This window comes from Polynucleobacter sp., assembly GCF_040400325.1.
Taxonomy (GTDB): domain Bacteria; phylum Pseudomonadota; class Gammaproteobacteria; order Burkholderiales; family Burkholderiaceae; genus Polynucleobacter.
Map to the genome: position 1 here is coordinate 19,107 of NZ_JBBAQK010000009.1, position 18,222 is coordinate 37,328.

General features: G+C 43.6%; 15 protein-coding genes. 4 read left to right on the forward strand and 11 right to left on the reverse strand.

Annotated elements, in window-relative coordinates; genetic code table 11:
* Positions 1 to 384 precede the first annotated feature (384 nt).
* Together ABWP14_RS07960 and ABWP14_RS07965 are read left to right on the forward strand one after the other, a co-directional pair.
* Positions 385 to 783 carry a hypothetical protein gene (locus ABWP14_RS07960; RefSeq protein WP_353202440.1) on the forward strand — a complete coding sequence of 133 codons (399 nt, stop codon included), beginning with the start codon at positions 385 to 387 and terminating at the stop codon, positions 781 to 783.
* Entirely contained in the window at positions 780 to 1,751 is a 972-nt protein-coding gene (locus ABWP14_RS07965; RefSeq protein WP_353202441.1) for a hypothetical protein, read from the forward strand. The genes ABWP14_RS07960 and ABWP14_RS07965 overlap by 4 nt, the downstream gene beginning before the upstream one ends.
* A gap of 31 nt (positions 1,752 to 1,782) precedes the next feature.
* Here the strand turns inward: ABWP14_RS07965 and glmM are convergent, their stop codons facing one another.
* The 4 genes from glmM to ABWP14_RS07985 all read right to left on the reverse strand — a co-directional run bounded on the left by glmM (position 1,783) and on the right by ABWP14_RS07985 (position 6,762).
* A complete protein-coding gene (glmM, locus tag ABWP14_RS07970; RefSeq protein WP_353202442.1) occupies positions 1,783 to 3,126 on the reverse strand; it encodes a phosphoglucosamine mutase in 1,344 nt (447 codons plus the stop codon).
* Positions 3,127 to 3,186: 60 nt separating this feature from the next.
* The gene (gene folP, locus ABWP14_RS07975) at positions 3,187 to 4,026 is read right to left on the reverse strand and encodes a dihydropteroate synthase (RefSeq protein WP_353202443.1); all 840 of its coding nucleotides are present in this window, start codon (positions 4,024 to 4,026) and stop codon (positions 3,187 to 3,189) included.
* 37 nt (positions 4,027 to 4,063) lie between these two features.
* Positions 4,064 to 5,941 carry an ATP-dependent zinc metalloprotease FtsH gene (gene ftsH, locus ABWP14_RS07980; RefSeq protein ID WP_353202444.1) on the reverse strand — a complete coding sequence of 626 codons (1,878 nt, stop codon included), beginning with the start codon at positions 5,939 to 5,941 and terminating at the stop codon, positions 4,064 to 4,066.
* A 146-nt stretch (positions 5,942 to 6,087) separates the two neighbouring features.
* Positions 6,088 to 6,762, reverse strand: coding sequence for an RlmE family RNA methyltransferase (locus ABWP14_RS07985; protein ID WP_353202445.1), 675 nt, complete (start codon positions 6,760 to 6,762; stop codon positions 6,088 to 6,090).
* A gap of 93 nt (positions 6,763 to 6,855) precedes the next feature.
* On the opposite strand from ABWP14_RS07985, the gene ABWP14_RS07990 reads away from it, so the two are divergent.
* A complete protein-coding gene (locus ABWP14_RS07990; protein WP_353202446.1) occupies positions 6,856 to 7,482 on the forward strand; it encodes a YhbY family RNA-binding protein in 627 nt (208 codons plus the stop codon).
* 52 nt (positions 7,483 to 7,534) lie between these two features.
* Here the strand turns inward: ABWP14_RS07990 and ABWP14_RS07995 are convergent, their stop codons facing one another.
* The 7 genes from ABWP14_RS07995 to gloB all read right to left on the reverse strand — a co-directional run bounded on the left by ABWP14_RS07995 (position 7,535) and on the right by gloB (position 17,408).
* On the reverse strand, positions 7,535 to 8,029 hold the full coding sequence (locus tag ABWP14_RS07995) for a DUF4149 domain-containing protein (RefSeq protein ID WP_353202447.1): 495 nt from the start codon (positions 8,027 to 8,029) through the stop codon (positions 7,535 to 7,537).
* Between the two features lie 22 nt (positions 8,030 to 8,051).
* Positions 8,052 to 8,528: a transcription elongation factor GreA gene (gene greA / locus ABWP14_RS08000; RefSeq protein ID WP_353202448.1), complete on the reverse strand. Its 477-nt coding sequence runs from the start codon at positions 8,526 to 8,528 to the stop codon at positions 8,052 to 8,054.
* 58 nt (positions 8,529 to 8,586) lie between these two features.
* Complete coding sequence (gene carB / locus ABWP14_RS08005; protein ID WP_353202449.1) at positions 8,587 to 11,850, reverse strand: carbamoyl-phosphate synthase large subunit; 3,264 nt, start codon at positions 11,848 to 11,850, stop codon at positions 8,587 to 8,589.
* A complete protein-coding gene (gene carA / locus ABWP14_RS08010) occupies positions 11,850 to 13,043 on the reverse strand; it encodes a glutamine-hydrolyzing carbamoyl-phosphate synthase small subunit (RefSeq protein ID WP_353202515.1) in 1,194 nt (397 codons plus the stop codon). The genes carB and carA overlap by 1 nt, the downstream gene beginning before the upstream one ends.
* 205 nt (positions 13,044 to 13,248) lie before the next feature.
* Positions 13,249 to 15,132: a propionate--CoA ligase gene (locus ABWP14_RS08015; protein ID WP_353202450.1), complete on the reverse strand. Its 1,884-nt coding sequence runs from the start codon at positions 15,130 to 15,132 to the stop codon at positions 13,249 to 13,251.
* 27 nt (positions 15,133 to 15,159) lie between these two features.
* Positions 15,160 to 16,599 carry a transglycosylase SLT domain-containing protein gene (locus tag ABWP14_RS08020; RefSeq protein WP_353202451.1) on the reverse strand — a complete coding sequence of 480 codons (1,440 nt, stop codon included), beginning with the start codon at positions 16,597 to 16,599 and terminating at the stop codon, positions 15,160 to 15,162.
* Positions 16,599 to 17,408: a hydroxyacylglutathione hydrolase gene (gene gloB / locus ABWP14_RS08025; RefSeq protein ID WP_353202452.1), complete on the reverse strand. Its 810-nt coding sequence runs from the start codon at positions 17,406 to 17,408 to the stop codon at positions 16,599 to 16,601. Before gloB ends, ABWP14_RS08020 begins: the two co-directional genes overlap by 1 nt.
* Positions 17,409 to 17,414: 6 nt before the next feature.
* On the opposite strand from gloB, the gene ABWP14_RS08030 reads away from it, so the two are divergent.
* The gene (locus ABWP14_RS08030; RefSeq protein ID WP_353202453.1) at positions 17,415 to 18,218 is read left to right on the forward strand and encodes a class I SAM-dependent methyltransferase; all 804 of its coding nucleotides are present in this window, start codon (positions 17,415 to 17,417) and stop codon (positions 18,216 to 18,218) included.
* Positions 18,219 to 18,222: the final 4 nt, after the last annotated feature.

An 18,222-nucleotide genomic window follows, 5' to 3' on the forward strand; every position in this document is an offset into this window, starting at 1 on the left:
AACAGAGATTTCATTTGATAGTTCCTTAATTTAAGAGGGATTCTAGAAAAGATTCCGCAATGATGGGTTTTGACTGTGACGATTTGATGACACCTTGATTACCGATAAAATAATCAATAAAATCATGGGCTTATAAATTAACTAAATATTTAAATAGAAATTCTATTTAAATGAAATCCGTATTTTTTATGAATTGATGGCGTCTGATTGAGGTCTTCACAGAATTCATCAAACCGTAATAGAACTGCATCAGTATTCAAGTGTTGTCCTATGTGTAACTCCCTTGCAGTTCTTATCCCCAAGTTCGCTTGGGGATTTTTTTAGACAATTAGTTCAATTTATTTCTGATGGAGTAAAAATGCGCTATCAAATTATTCCACTAGAATGGGCTCTATAGTTGAGCGACAAATATTTCAAAAAAATATGATGGAAATTAAATGTGGAACAGTATGGAAACTAGGCTCAGTATTAACTAGATTAAAGCCATCATTTGGGTCTAGTTATGATCCGAATCTTGGTATTTGCATACAAGATATTCCTGGTGGCTCAATAGGTGAAGTTTATGAGGGTGAAAAGGTCATCTACTTCTCGGAAAATATCTGTGAAGATGAGCAAAATGAATTGAGTGATATCTTTTATGGAGACACAAAAAAATACTCCAAAAATTATGTTGATGTTTTTTTAGACTTAGATTGGAAAGAAATTAGCTCAGAGTCCTATATATTTGGTGAAATTGAAATTAAAGAATTTAGAGAAGTTCCCGCACCCTCCTTATACAAATGAAATCTCACTGCCTTAAAAGTGTATTTGTAGCAATATTCATTACCATTGCTAGTAGTGCTACGGCGCAAAGCTTCAAATTTATTGCGCTTGGTGATATGCCCTACAACATACCTGATGACTATGCCAGATATGAAAGACTAATTCAGCGCATCAACAATCTGAATCCAACTTTTGCAATTTTTGTTGGCGATACAAAATCTGGTTCAACGCCATGTTCTGATGATTACAACCTCATCGTCCAGAATTACTTTAATCAGTTCAAATCTCCATTAATTTATAGCCCTGGTGATAATGAATGGACGGATTGCCATAGACTCTCAGCTGATGCTTATGATCCAATTGAACGTTTACATAACTTACGACGTACATTTTTTCAAACTCAATATAGCTTAGGTCAGAAAAGAATTCCGTTAACCAGGCAAGCTGACACTGATCCTCGTTATAGAAAGTTTATTGAAAATTCATTTTGGGTCAAAAATCAATTTTTATTCGTTAATTTACACATTACGGGATCTAATAATAATTTTGAGCGTGATGATCGCTCCAGAGAGGAGTACTACGAAAGAAATCAAGCCAATTTAAGCTGGATTCAAGAGGCATTTCAAACCGCCACTAGCAAAAATTATGAGGGAATCATTTTTGCCTACCAGGCGGACATGTTCTACACGCCAAAACAAGCAACTGACCCCGAGAGCGGCTTTCGTGACACTCTTCAGCTGTTAAGTAAGAGTGCAGAGGAATTTAAGAAGCCTATTTTATTGATTCATGGCGACAGTCACCGCCTCATCATTGACCAACCACTCAGAACGGCTGATCAAAAGCAAGTACTTGAAAATGTCATCAGACTTGAAGTGATGGGAGCAAATCAAGTGCAGGCAGTAGAAATTGAGATTAATCCCGGAGCAGAGCAACCTTTCAGCTTTACTCCAATAATGTTGCAAGAAAATAGGCGCCGGCCAAAGCCTTAAAGCACCATTACAGCATTAGATAAAAATATAGCTAAGCAACCGGGATTAATCGGCTAATACTTTTAGCTGCGCTCATGGCGATATCTGCATCTTGAGTTTCAACCATCACCCTAACTAATGGTTCGGTGCCTGATGCCCTAATTAACACCCTCCCAAAACCTTTGAGGTCTGACTCCACTTTAGCAATTTGCTGCGCAAGCTTCTCGTCTGATTTCCAGTCATAGCCTAATTTATAACGAACATTTAGTAGTACTTGAGGGAATGTGTTGATACCCTCCAGTAATTGGGGAAGACTTTTCTTAGTATGACTCATAGCAGCTAAAACCTGTAAAGCGGCAATCGTACCGTCCCCAGTGGAATGATGATCTAGGCAAAGAAGATGACCAGAGCCCTCACCCCCGATGAGCCAATCTTTTTGCTTTAAAAGCTCAAGCACATAACGATCTCCGACATTAGCTCGTTCAAAGCCAATGTTGAGAGCTTTAATTGCATTCTCAACAGCCAAGTTTGTCATCAAGGTACCAACAACGCCACCTAACTTCTGACCCCGATCTAAGCGATCTTTTGCTAGAACATATAACAACTCATCACCATTAAATAATCTACCTGTTGCGTCAACCATTTGCAGGCGATCAGCATCACCATCTAAAGCAATACCCAGATCTGCTTTTACTTCTTTGACCTTAGCAATGAGGGCTTGTGGTGCTGTAGCGCCGCATCCTTCATTAATATTGCGGCCATCCGGATGAACGCCGATCGAAATCACTTCTGCGCCAAGCTCATGAAATACAAAAGGGGCAGTGTGATAGGCAGCACCATTAGCACAATCTACCACCAACTTTAAACCTTTAAGATTGAGATCACCTGGAAAAGTGGATTTGCAAAATTCAATATAGCGCTCTGCTGCATCATCTAAACGGTAGGCTTTGCCAAGCTCTTTTGAACTAACACAGCCCATTGGTTTATCTAATTCTGCCTCAATCGCAAATTCAAAATCATCGGATAACTTATCGCCATTTGCTGAGAAGAATTTAATACCATTATCTTGATACGGATTGTGTGAGGCAGAAATGACGACGCCTGCAGTCAAACGTAAGGCTTTCGTCAGATAAGCAACACCGGGGGTTGGCATTGGGCCACATAACATCACATCCACACCAGCAGCGGCAAATCCTGCTTCAAGAGCAGCTTCTAATAAATATCCAGAAATACGAGTATCTTTTCCAATTAATACCTTGCAGCGCTCACTAGGCTTGACATCTTTAGTTAAGACTTTGCCAGCGGCATAACCTAAGCGCGTCATAAACTCCGGAACAATGGGAAATTGCCCCACTTCACCGCGAATGCCATCGGTACCAAAGTATTGTTTTTTCATGAATTTCATTATAAAACCGAGGCGAATAATGCCTAATATTAAGACTTAGGCGTTTTAAGACTAGTCTTGCAAGGCTTCCCAAAGCTTTAAAGCATCAACTGTCTCAGCTACATCGTGTACTCGTACGATTTGAGCACCCCGATCTGCCGCCATGATTGCGGCTGCAACACTTGGCGCCATTCGCTCATGGGTATCTTTTCCGGTAATTTTGCCGAGCATCGATTTTCTGGAAATTCCGGCCAATAAGGGGTAGCCCAGAGTAGTAAAAGATTCAAAATGAGACAACATATTGATATTGTGTTCAAAACTTTTTCCGAAACCAAAGCCTGGATCAATTGCAATGCGATCTGTGCTAATGCCATTTTGAATCAGTAATTTGGTGCGCTCATCTAAAAACTGAGAAACCTCAGCAATCACATCTTGATATTCTGGATCAAATTGCATTGTTAGAGGATCTCTTTGCATGTGCATTAAGACAATGCCACAGTCCTTGCTCTCTAATACGGCGGCAACTGCATCATCCTGCCTTAGAGCCCAAATATCATTGACACAATCAACGCCAGAGCGTAATGCTTGGCGCATCGTCTCTGCTTTATACGTATCAATTGAGAGAGGAATACCATAGCCTTTTAAGGCTTCAATGACCGGTAGTACTCGGTCAAGCTCTTCCTGTAGTGATACTGGTTTTGCACCGGGCCTGGTAGATTCACCACCAATATCAATCAGATCTACCCCAGACTTCACCATGAGTTCAGCCTGAGCGATGGCATCAGCAACTGTTCTAAACATTCCACCATCAGAAAATGAATCTGGTGTAGCGTTCAGAATTCCCATCACTAGGGGTTTCTTGCGTCTCGTGAAATCAAAAAGAAAATGCCCGCAACGCCATGTTGCGGGCATTAATTGCCTCATCACCTAACTATTTTCAGAGAAATAATTAAGCAGTCGCTGGAGCGGCACCTGGTGCAGGACCAGGCGTTCCAGCAGAGTTACCAAACTGGGTTGCAGTCGGCGGCTTAGGGGCACGAGGTGGACGACCTTCCATGATGTCAGTAATCTGCTCAGCATCAAGGGTTTCCCACTCAAGCAATGCAGCAACCATCGCTTCTACTTTGTCACGGTTTTGCTCAAGAATAGATCTTGCTAACGCGTACTGGCTATCAACTAGCGCACGGATCTCAGCATCTACTTTTTGTTGAGTCAATTCAGAAACTGTTTTTGTGCTGTTACGACCAAAAATACTCTCAGACTCTGTATCAACGTAGACCATAGTGCCCAAACTATCACTCATACCGTAACGCGTTACCATGTCACGCGCCATTTTAGTAGCACGCTCAAAGTCGTTGGATGCACCAGTACTCATCGAGTGCAAGAATACTTCTTCAGCAGCACGGCCACCGAATAAAATCGCCAATTCTTCCATCATGCGATCTTTATACAAGTTGACACGATCAAACTCCGGTAACTGCCATGTGACGCCTAATGCCATACCGCGCGGCATGATAGTGACTTTGTGGACTGGGTCAGCCTTAGGTAAGACCTTGGCAACCACAGCATGTCCAGACTCGTGATATGCTGTGTTACGACGTTCTTCTTCACGCATTACAGCCGACTTGCGCTCAGGACCCATATAGATCTTATCTTTAGCGTCTTCAAAGTCTTTCATATCGACTGCACGTTTGCCACGACGTGCTGCAAACAAAGCAGACTCATTTACCAGGTTTGCTAAATCAGCACCAGAGAAACCAGGGGTACCACGCGCCAATACAGCAGCATTGACATCAGGATCAATCGGAACTTTTCGCATATGCACTTGCAAGATTTGCTCACGACCCCGGATATCTGGTAAGCCTACATGGACCTGACGATCGAAACGTCCTGGACGTAATAAGGCACGATCTAAAACATCAGAACGGTTAGTTGCCGCAACCACAATCACGCCACTATTGCTTTCAAAACCATCCATCTCAACCAACATTTGATTAAGAGTTTGTTCGCGCTCATCGTTACCGCCGCCCATACCAGCACCGCGGTGACGCCCGACCGCATCTATCTCGTCAATAAAGATAATGCAGGGAGAATTTTTCTTGGCGTTCTCAAACATATCGCGTACGCGTGAAGCACCAACACCAACAAACATCTCCACGAAGTCTGAACCAGAAATTGAGAAAAATGGTACTTTTGCTTCGCCTGCAATGGCACGCGCTAGCAAAGTCTTACCAGTTCCTGGAGGACCTACAAGTAAAACACCATGCGGAATTCGACCACCTAATTTTTGGAACTTTTGCGGATCTCTCAGGAAATCGACAATCTCAAATACTTCTTCTTTAGCTTCATCGCAGCCGGCAACATCAGCGAAGGTCACGGTATTGCTGTTCTCATCAATCAGGCGCGCCTTAGATTTACCGAAGGAGAATGCTCCACCCTTACCGCCACCTTGCATCTGACGCATCATGAAAAACCAAAAGCCTATGATTAGCAAGGTAGGGCCAAGATAATATAAAGCAGAAACTAGTAGGTTAGGTTCATCATCGGCCTTGCCGGTTACCTGAACACCATACTTCATCAGGTCGCCCACCATCCAAATATCTCCCGGTGTAATAATAGAATACTTATTACCGTCAGCTGGTGTTACTTGCAATGTGCGCCCTTGTACATCGACACGTTTTACTTTGCCAGCCTTGGCATCATCCATAAATTGGGAGTACGTGACAACAGTTTGTTCCCTTGGTTTATCAAACTGTTTGAAAACAGTAAAAAGTACCAAGCCCACAATGAGCCACACACCGATTTTTTGAAACATATTGCTGTTCAAAATGAGTCCTTTTCTGGATCAATCCAGTAGTAAAAGCGAATTGCTAACTAAGTAATTGATTCTACTACCACCCTTTTTCAAGAGCTAATGCTGCATTTATTTTTAAAACCCCTATATTTGATGGGTTTTTTCTTGGTATTGGGAGTTTATTTAGCTGGTTTAAGGTTTTTTCCCAAAAGAAAGATTTCTGATGAACGGGCTCTAGAGGCCTTAGGCTTGCGTGAATTGACTGTTTTAAAGACCTTTTTGAAGGATTCGACGATTTGGCTATAGCCGCTACCGTTAAAGCATTTAATCAGTAAAGCACCATCAGGTTTCAAATGCCCAATAGCAAAATCAAGGGCTATTTCAGCCAAAAAGGCCATTCTGGCGGCATCTGCAACCCCAACTCCAGATAAGTTTGGAGCCATATCAGATAAAACAAGGTCAACCTTTCCTTCGGCCTCTTTGGGTAATAGCGCCTTAAGGGCGGCAAGGCCCTCATCTTCCCTAAAGTCGCCTTGAATAAAACTGACATCTGCAATGTCTTCCATCGGAAGAATGTCGATGGCAATGATGACCCCATCAGGCTTGCCTGACTCAACCTTGGGATTTACTTTACCGAGTTCAGTTAAACGATTACGTACATACTGAGACCAACTTCCAGGGGCGCTACCAAGATCAATTACCGTCATACCAGCTCTAATGAGGCGATCTTGCTCGTCAATTTCGCTTAGCTTATAAACAGCCCGTGCGCGATAGCCTTCTTTTTGAGCCATCTTTACATAAGGATCTGTTAAGTGATCCTGCAGCCAACTTTTATTAAATTTATTCTTTGCCACAACTTACCCACTTTCGCCTTCTATTTTCCTTGTTTCTGCCTCCTAAGGCAAATAAGGCCTTAATAGCGTAATCAATGCTCTATCATCAAGTCTATGACAGCCCTTACGATTACCCCTACACAACGAAAATCCCTTAAAGCTGATGCTCATGATCTGAGTCCTGTAGTCATGGTTGGGGGTGATGGCCTTACTCCTGCTGTAATCAAAGAAGCGAAGTTAGCTATTAGTCATCACGGTTTAATTAAGATTCGAGTATTTGGTGACGATCGTGAAACTCGAGTAGCTATCTATGAAGAGCTTTGCGATAAGTTAGATGCTGCCCCAGTTCAACATATTGGAAAATTACTCGTTCTTTGGAAACCCAAGGATGCAATTGAGGAAGCATTTTCTAATCTTGGTAGATCAAGCAAGCAAACTAAAAAGAGTTTGCAAGCACCTCGTACCAAGCGTCAGCCTAATCGAGCACCTCCCAAAGCGGGCATTCGTACTAGCGATTCCGAAAGATCAGACCGTCGTTCAGCTGCTAATCAATCTCCATTTACAAGAGCAGCGGCAGTTAAATCAGCCACCCCAAAGAAACGTGTATTGCGTGCTGATGCCGCAGAGTCAAAAATTGGTTGGTCATCCCCTGGATATCGAAAAGCCACTGCAGCTCCCTCACCCATTAAGCGGCGCAAGGTTCGCATGAGTAGCACCAAAAAGAAATCGCTCGGGTCCTAAACAAGTACATATCTCTCAAAACGCCGCGTGTTGGCGTTTTTTTTATTAGAAATTATGACTGAGTATTTTTAGTTAAGCGCCATAGCAAATAAATACCTAGTGCACTTTGAATCAAAAACACCGCACTAGATACACCATGCAATGTAGCAAAAGCACTTGCGGATGGGGATAACATTACGGGCATCCCTTGTATTAGCGCTTCATCGCGTAATGTATTCATCCATGGGATAAGGATGATGGAAGCAACAAGAGAACAGAGCAACATCGCCAATAGAAGCCAACGAATAGAGCGATATTCAGACAATCCTCGGTTAATAAGTAAATTGGCTAATACCATCAGAGCAATACTAACAATCGTACTTAACAGGGCTTCGACCTTAAAAATACTACCGGCAACCATGCCTGCTACTTGACGATCCGTTAGGGTATTAAAAATAGTTGGGGCTACTAAATATCCAGCCGATAAGATACTGCCTACCCAAAGACCAGCAACTAGAATAAAGAGTCTTTGCGCGATAGCGTGTTTGGAACCGCCAGTGATATTCATGAGATCAAGCTAAATAAGATACTTAGATATAACGCACAGCCAAGATTTCAACTTCACGATTGCCACCAGGGGCTTGGACTGCCACAACGTCCCCCTCCTCTTTGCCAATCAGGGCACGAGCAGTGGGTGAGCTAATAGAAATTTTATTGGAAGCAATATCGGCCTCATCATCGCCAACAATTTGATAAGTGACTTTGCTGCCATCTTGCAAATACTCTAAATCTACTGTGGCGCCAAATACGACTCTCCCAGTGACATCCAAAGATGCAGGATCAATGATTTGAGCTCCAGATAACTTGCTTTCAAGCTCCTGAATGCGCCCTTCAATAAAGCCTTGTTTTTCCTTAGCTGCATCGTATTCAGCATTTTCTGAGAGATCTCCTTGAGCGCGAGCTTCAGAAATAGAATTAATTACCGACGGACGATCAATATGTTTGAGGCGGTGCAGCTCTTCTTTTAGAAGCTCTGCACCGTGTTTGGTAATAGGAATTGTGCTCATGCTACTAACCTAACTTAAATTCTGGCGCTCCATTGCGCATACAAGAGTTGATTTTAGATTAAATGAGTAACTGATGTAGGTTTTGTAAGGAATAAACTTCTAAAGATTGCTTGTTTCCATTTTGTGAGGCCATTAAACCATCCATGACAGCCCTTGCTGCGCTAATCGTCGTGTAATAAGTAACCCCATTAGCCTGAGCGCTGGTTCGGATTGAGCGGGAATCAGCTATTGCAGTCCTAGTTTCATCAACGGTAGTAAATACAAGTGAAATCTCACCGTTTTTAATCAGATCTACGATGTGAGGCCGTCCATCCTTCACTTTATTGACGACTCGCACCGGCAAACCGGCTGCTTCAATAGCTGCAGCAGTTCCTTTAGTAGCAACCATCGGAAATCCTAGTTGATGTAGTAACTTAGCAACTTCAACGGCCTTAGGTTTATCACTATCTTTTACTGTCAGCACTACAGTACCACTCTTAGGAAGCTTAATGCCAGCACCTAATTGTGATTTAAAGAGGGCTTCGCCAAAGGTATTACCAACACCCATCACTTCACCTGTAGAGCGCATTTCTGGTCCAAGGATTGGATCAATTCCTGGAAACTTATTAAATGGAAATACTGCTTCTTTAACTGAGAAGTAAGGAGGCTTCACTTCTGCCTTGATCCCTTGTTGATCTAGGGATTGACCGACCATGCAACGCGCAGCAATCTTCGCTAACTGCAAGCCAGTAGCCTTAGAAACAAATGGCACTGTACGTGAAGCTCGGGGATTCACTTCTAATACGTAAATGACATCTTTACCATCAACATGTTGGATCGCAAATTGCACGTTCATCAAGCCAATAACATTTAATCCCTTAGCCATAGCAGCAGTTTGACTTTTGATTTCCGCTACCGTCTCATCAGAGAGTGAATAAGGCGGCAAAGAACAAGCGGAGTCTCCTGAATGAACGCCAGCCTGCTCAATATGTTCCATAACACCACCAATGAAGACCCGATGACCATCGCTAATGCAATCGACATCACACTCAATCGCATCATTCAAAAAGCGATCTAGTAATACTGGTGAATCATGCGAAACCTTAACAGCTTCACGCATATAACGCTCTAGTTCGCGACCATCATGAACAATTTCCATGGCACGCCCTCCTAAAACATAAGATGGACGGACAACTAATGGATAGCCAATTTCTTCAGCAAGTTTAAGAGCTTCATCTTCGGTACGCGCTGTACGATTTGGCGGTTGACGCAAACCAAGATTCTGTAATAACTTTTGGAAGCGCTCACGATCTTCAGCTGCATCGATCATATCGGGTGAGGTGCCGATAATGGGTACACCGTTGCGCTCTAGATCTAAGGCCAACTTCAATGGAGTTTGTCCACCGTATTGAACAATTACTCCTTTTGGTTTTTCTTTGGCAGCTATCTCTAAAACATCTTCGAGTGTTAATGGCTCAAAATAAAGCCGATCTGAAGTGTCGTAGTCGGTAGAAACTGTTTCCGGATTGCAGTTCACCATGATGGTTTCATAACCGTCATCACGCATTGCTAAAGCGGCATGGACGCAGCAATAATCAAATTCAATGCCTTGACCAATACGATTAGGGCCTCCGCCCAAGACCATGATTTTGTCTCTATTCGTAGGCTGGGATTCGCACTCACCATGCTCAGCCTCATAGGTTGAATATAAGTAGGCCGTATTCGTAGAGAACTCAGCAGCACAGGTATCGACACGTTTATAGACGGGTACTACTTTTAAGCGATGTCGTGCCGCACGAACCGATGCAGCATCTACCCCAAGTAATTTAGCTAAGCGGCGATCTGAAAAACCTTTTTGCTTTACAAAGCGAAGTTCTTGAGCAGATAGGCTATCAATCTGACGAAGCTTAAGCTCATTTTCAATCGTGACTAACTCTTGAATCTGCTCTAAAAACCAAGGATCTACTTTGGTTTCGTTATAGACATCATCTAGACTCATCCCCATGCGGAATGCGTCTGCTAAATACCAAATACGATCTGGGCCTGGTTCACCTATCTCTTGAATAATGTCATCTAAATCAGTAGAGAATTCATCTAAGCCATCAGCACCAACCTCAAGGCCTCGCAGCGCTTTTTGAAAAGATTCTTGGAAAGTACGGCCGATTGCCATTACCTCACCGACTGATTTCATTTGCGTTGTTAAACGTGAATCTGCTTGCGGAAATTTTTCAAAAGCAAAACGGGGAATTTTAGTCACAACATAATCGATTGATGGCTCAAAAGATGCTGGTGTTGCGCCGCCAGTAATATCATTCTTTAGTTCATCTAAGGTGTAACCAACGGCCAGTTTTGCTGCTATTTTGGCAATCGGAAAACCAGTTGCTTTAGATGCTAAGGCAGATGAACGCGAGACGCGTGGATTCATCTCAATCACAATCATGCGCCCATCTTCTGGATTAATAGAGAATTGCACGTTGGAACCGCCAGTATCTACACCAATTTCACGCAAAACTGCAATAGATGCATTGCGCATCAATTGATATTCTTTGTCGGTTAATGTTTGTGCAGGCGCTACAGTAATCGAGTCACCGGTATGAATACCCATTGGATCTAAGTTCTCAATCGAACAAACAATAATGCAGTTATCGTTACGATCACGCACTACTTCCATTTCAAACTCTTTCCAACCCAGCAATGACTCCTCGATCAAGAGTTCATGGGTAGGAGATAGATCAAGACCCCGTTTACAGATCTCTTCAAATTCTTCACGGTTATACGCAATCCCACCACCGGAACCACCCATAGTGAAGGATGGACGAATCACCACTGGGAAACCTGGGCTACCAGTCTCCTGTTGAATTCGTTGTTGCACTATATGGGCTTCATCCATGGTATGAGCAATGCCAGATTTAGCAGAGCCCAATCCAATTTTTGTCATTGCATCTTTGAATTTCTGTCGATCCTCGGCTTTATCAATCGCCTCGGGAGACGCGCCTATCAGTTCACAGCCATACTTTTGCAAGACACCATGACGATGTAAATCTAAGGCACAGTTCAATGCGGTTTGACCGCCCATGGTTGGCAAGATTGCATCTGGTTTTTCTATAGCAATGATTCGTTCAACTACTTCCCATGTAATTGGCTCGATATAAGTCACATCTGCCATTTCTGGGTCAGTCATAATTGTTGCGGGGTTGCTATTGACCAAAATAACTTTATAGCCTTCGTCTCGCAATGCCTTGCAAGCCTGAGCACCTGAATAGTCAAACTCACAAGCTTGGCCAATCACAATGGGGCCAGCTCCAATAATAAGAATGCTGTGAATATCGCTACGCTTAGGCATTATTTGCCCCCCTTATTGCCAGCTTTCGTAGCATTCATTAACTCCATAAAACGATCAAATAAATAAGCTATGTCATGAGGGCCCGGTGAGGCCTCAGGATGACCTTGAAAACACAGTGCAGGTTTATCTTCCCATGCCAGGCCTTGTAAGGAGCCATCGAATAGAGATACGTGTGTCACGCGAATGTTCTTAGGCAGAGTGCTGGCATCAACTGCAAAGCCATGGTTTTGCGAAGTAATTGCTACCCGCCCGGTATCCAAATCCTTTACAGGATGATTTGCTCCATGATGACCAAACTTCATTTTTAAAGTTTTAGCGCCAGCAGCTAAACCCATGATTTGATGTCCTAAGCAGATACCAAATGTAGGAAGACCTTTTTCAATAATTTCTTTGGCAGCAGCAATAGCGTAATCACATGGCTCAGGATCGCCAGGACCGTTTGAAAAGAAGACCCCGTCAGGATTCATTGCCAATACCTCAGCAGCGCTTGTTTGGGCTGGAACTACAGTAAGCTCACATCCACGTTCAGCAAGCATGCGCAGAATATTACGCTTGACGCCAAAATCATATGCAACCACTTTTTTAACTGGTTTGGAAGTATCCAAAGTTCGATAAGCTGGCTTGCCATTAACTCCATGTAATTCCCACTCAGCTTCGCGCCACTCATAGGTGGTTTTGGTGCTTACTACCTTAGCAAGATCTAAACCAGCCATTCCAGGAAAGGCTTTAGCGAGTTCAAGTGCTTTCTTAGACAAAACTTCAATGTCATCACCTAATTTACCGGCAACGATAGCACCAGATTGGGCGCCTTTATCACGCAAAATACGAGTCAGTTTGCGAGTGTCAATTCCGGCAATACCTAAAACACCAGCAGCAGTGAGATAGTTATCTAAAGTCTCTTGAGAGCGAAAATTTGAGACGCGCTTTGGAAGATCTTTAATGACGAGACCAGCAGCATGAATCTGGTCTGATTCAGCGTCTTGAGGATTAACCCCAACATTACCAATATGCGGGTAGGTCAAGGTCACAATTTGACGCGCATAGCTTGGATCAGTGATGATCTCTTGATATCCAGTTAATGCGGTATTAAATACAACTTCTCCGGTAGTTTCGCCAGAGGCGCCAATGCTTAAACCAGGAAATATCGTGCCGTCGGCTAGAGCCAACACGGCAGGAGGAAAAGAAGGAAGCAAGGGTGACAAACCATCTCCAGTCCCTGCTCCATCCGACGCTCAAAACCCCCAAAAAGACCAACCCGAGGCTTGTTTATGCGGGAGGTGAGTGTCTTTAAGCGCTAGGGTATTTATTTAGTTTCGAATCTTTGAATCATACCATTTTTGCTCCTAAATCCTTGAAAACCCAGCCAATATGGGCTTAGAGGGGGGTATCGATGGTCATTTAAGAATGGGCGCCCTGCTCGATAACGGTCTTAATTTGTGCCAAAACAGTTTGATCTTCCATGGTGCTGATATCTCCAGGATCACGGCCTTCCGCAACAGCCTGTAAAGCTCGTCGCACAATCTTTCCTGACCTGGTCTTAGGTAGTGCCGTCACTACATAAACACAACTTGGACGAGCAATTCCCCCTAACTGGGAATCGACTGTTTTCATACATTCTTTTTCTAGATTGTCAGTCTTAGAGGAGTCTTTTGGAATAACAAATGCAATCGCTGCTTGACCCTTTAATTTATCTTCAATACCCACCACAGCCACTTCAGATATATTTGGATGGCTAGATATGCTTTCCTCAATTTCGCGCGTTCCAAGGCGATGCCCTGCTACGTTAATCACGTCGTCTGTGCGACCCAATATGAAGAAGTACCCATCCTTATCCTTGATTCCCCAGTCAAAGGTAGAGTAAATCAATTTACCAGGAATCGTTTCCCAATAAGTACTCACAAAACGCTGATCGTCACCCCAAATAGTTTGCATGCAACCTGGAGGCAAAGGTCCCTCAATTGCAATCACTCCTTTTTGATCAGCGCCCAACTCTATCGATGTTGCATCATCAAGCAACTTCATATTGTATCCAAAAGAAGGGACTCCTGGTGAGCCGAATTTATGCGGCATGACTTCAACACCACGCTGTATAGCAAGCATCGGCCAGCCAGTCTCAGTTTGCCAATAGTTATCTACGATTGGTTTCTGAATCGCTTCATGAATCCAAGTTGCCGTAGGCTCATCCAATGGCTCACCCGCGAGGAACAAAGACCTTAAAGTAGAAAGATCATGCTTAGTTAAAAATGCTGGGTCTTGCTTCTTCAAAACACGAACAGCTGTTGGTGCCGAGAACATCACAGACACTTTGTATTTTTCAACCAATGCCCACCAGATCCCTGCATCGGGGCGTAAAGGCGTACCCTCATACATGATGGTTGCCATACCATTGAGTAGTGGTCCATAGATGATGTAACTATGACCTACCACCCAACCAATATCTGAAGTAGTGAACATGGTATCACCAGGCTTACCGCAAAAGATGTGATTCATGCTGGACATTAACGCCACTGCGTATCCGCCTGTATCGCGTTGCACGCCCTTAGGCTTGCCAGTAGTTCCGGATGTATAAAGGATATATGAGGGATGGGTTGCATCCACCCATTCAATCGGAACAATCTCATTGAGGTGTTTCTGGCGCTCTGTTGCGTAATCTAAGTCACGGCCAGGAACGGTAGTGAATTCAGATAAGCCACGATTGACGATCAGAACTTTTTTAGGTTTATTGATTGCTAGGGTAATTGCCTCATCTAGAAGTGGTTTGTATGGAACTGCTTTGCCACCTCGCATACCAGCCTCTGATGTCACAATCATCTTTGGTTTTGCATCGTCGATACGGGATGCCAGACTGTGAGAAGCAAAACCTCCAAACACCACAGAATGAATTGCACCAATACGAGCACAAGCAAGCATTGCAAAGCAAGCTTCTGCAATCATTGGCATATAAATCAGGACTCGATCACCCTTTTTAATACCATGGGCTTTGTAAATCGCTGCCATACGATTGACTTCTTCGTAGAGCTCCTGGTATGTGTACGCCTTTTCTAAATTCGTTTCAGTAGATACCGCAACCAAGGCGGTTTGATTTGGTCGCTCTTTAATATGGCGATCTAATGCGTTGTAGCAAAGATTGGTAAGCCCTCCTTCAAACCATTTTGCAAATGGAGGATTTTCATAATTGAGAACTTTATCAAATGGTTTTTCCCAGTGAATGAGCTTTGCCTGCTCGCCCCAGAAACCGTCAGGATCTTGAATTGAGCGTTCGTGATGTGCTTGATAGGACATGATCTACCTAAAGAAAAGTGACTGAAATTACTGCTTTGCATTCACCCCCTTGTTAATGGGGTTGGCTGAACTAGTATTTTTCGCAGATTTTCCAGGATCTGTCGATGCGGATTTATGCTGAGATGCAGCACTATTTTTGGAAGAATTGCCCTTAGCGTTTGTTTGATCAGTCTTCTGTGCCTGTTTTACTGGAGCACACTTGTTTTGTTGAGTCCCTTTCGAGCCATTTGCGTTACTGGCTGGCTTGACACATTTACTAGCGGATGGCGGTGGGGGCGGCTTTTCTAAGCTGAGACTGGCATTTTCAGCCAAAGTTGGAGAAACATCATTTGATACAAGGCTACTTTTGGGGATCAGAACCGTTGATCCCGCTTTAATCCGCATGCCCTTAGGGATGCCATTGATATCCCTCAGAGTATCTGGAGCTACACCCAAGGTTTTAGCTACCTGATCTAGGCTCTCGGTTTTTTTGATTTGAACAGCTGTCCACGATGCAAGTGGCTTAGAGTAGTTTTTTAGATTTTCTTGAAAAATTTCTGCATGAGCAAATGGCAACAAAATTTGTTGATTAGCATTACTTAAAATTACGGGCTTATTAAATGACGGATTAAGATTATGAAACTCTTCTGCTGGAATTTCAGCAAGCTTAATCACTAAGGCCACATCAATATCGTTGCTAACATCTACTGCTATAAAGTACGGATGATTCTCTAGTTCCGGTAGAACAATTCCATAAGCACTTGGATCTAAAACAATTTGCCGATAAGCCATCAACTTCGGAACGTATTGCCGAGTTTCTTTTGGCATCTTCAGACTTTCATAATCCGTGGGAAGCCCTGCAGCAATATTTCGTTTTTGGGCCTTCATCACGTTGCCCGTACCCCAATTGTAGGCAGCTAAAGCAAGCTCCCAAGTACCAAACTGTGCATACAAACGCTGCAGATAATCTAGTGCTGCATCTGTTGATTGCAAAACATCACGCCGCTCATCGCGAAACACATTTTGCGTTAAGCGAAAATCTTTTCCGGTAGCAGGCATGAATTGCCATAAACCAACTGCCTTTGCTCTGGATTTAGCATGAGTAACAAAGGCACTCTCTACAAAAGGTAGCAAAGCGATTTCTGTTGGCATGCTGCGTGCGTTGACTTCTTGTACGATATAGAAGAGATAGCGTGAAGAACGTGCCATAGAGCGATTCACATAGTCAGGGCGGGCGCTTAACCAACGTACTTGTTCGATTTCTAATGGGTTATTCATAGGCTCCATCTGAAAGCCATCCCGAATACGAATCCATAAATTATCAGAGGGCGCATAAACCTTGCTGACAGATTGCTTCTCAAAATCAACGCGTGCGGCTTTTGATGCCTTGGGATTGACTATTGTTGGTGTATCAGATGACCAATCACCCGAACTGGCACAACCATTGATTAAAGCGACAAGAGCAATTACCGCATAAATCAGTCGCATTAGAAGCGATCTTTCCAGGCCCTGATGGCAGCCAAGACATGCGCCGTACTGGGCAAGTTTTGCTGCCCTGAAATTTCTTCGGCAGCCGCAATCACATCAGCTTGATCACATCGCATAAAAGGATTCGTTTGTAACTCTTGAGCGATCGTGGTTGGTAAGGTGGGTTTATTTTGTGCACGCAATGCTTGTGCTTTTTTTGACCACTCAATCAATTGATAATTATGTGGCTCTACTGCTAAAGCAAAACGAATATTAGAGAGGGTGTATTCATGTGTGCAGTACACCAAAGTGTTTTTCGGTAAAGCGGCAAACTTGGAAAGAGACTGAGCCATTTGAGTGGGCGTCCCTTCAAATAGGCGCCCACAGCCAGAAGCAAATAAAGTATCCCCACATAAGAGTATGGGTTCAGATATATTCGTCTGCACATTTGCAAAGTAAGCAATATGATCAAGGGTATGGCCTGGAACTTCAAGAACACTCACGCTGATTCGAGGAGAAACAATATCGAACTTGTCGCCCTCCATCATTGCTATAGTTCGACCGGGTATTTCATTGCTAGTGGGGCCATACACAGGAATTGCAGTTCCTAGGGTATTTAATAATTCCAAAATTCCACCAGTATGATCAGCATGATGGTGAGTAACCAGTATTCCGGTAAGGGATAATTTTTCTTGGGCTAAGTAATGCAAAACTGGGCTTGCATCGCCTGGATCTACAACCAATGCAAAATGTCCGTCATGTACACACCAAATGTAATTATCATCAAAGGCGGGTATAGGCCAAACTTGCAATAAAGTATTCTTATCCATACTTCCATGATACCAACCCCACCCACCCCTACTCAGTCCCCTGCGCCCCCATGGAGCTCATGGGAGGGATGGCTACAATCCCCACCAGGTCAATATGTATTGCAGTGGGAGCAAACTTGTTTTGATCAGATCGTAGATAACGTTTTTGGCTTTAATGCAGTCCAAGTTGGGCTACCGCAAATCAATTGCTTGCGGGAGAATCGAATGCCCTTGCATGCCATTTTGGTTCATGCTAATGACAACATGCCCCCTAATTTATCTTCAAATTGGCATTGCATTGAGGGTGATGCTACAGAACTGCCTTTTGCCAGTGAAAGTATTGATTTGATTGTTTTGCCACACGTTCTAGAGTTTGCAGCCGACCCCCACCAAATACTGCGTGAGATTGATCGGATCCTTCGTCCTGAGGGTCGCTTAGTTATCTCTGGATTTAACCCAGCAAGCCTGTGGGGAGCCCGCCAATACATCAGTAGACTAATTGGCAGCCCTTATTTACCGCGTGATGGTCAGTTCATTAGTCTAATCAGAATCAAAGATTGGTTGCAATTACTCAACTTTTCCTTAGATAGAGGGCATTTTGGCTGTTACAAACTGCCCCTCCAAGGCCAAAGCATCTCCAAAATGGATTATCTGGAGCCAATGGGTAACCGATGGTGGCCTATTTTTGGCGCCATTTTCATTGTTTCCGCTATTAAACGCCATCAAGGAATACGTCTCATTGGCAAGGTTAAGACTAGTCTTATCCCCCAAATTGCCCCTTTAAGCCCAGCTACTGAAAGAAGCAATCTCAAACAAGACCCATTAGAGTAGGGCT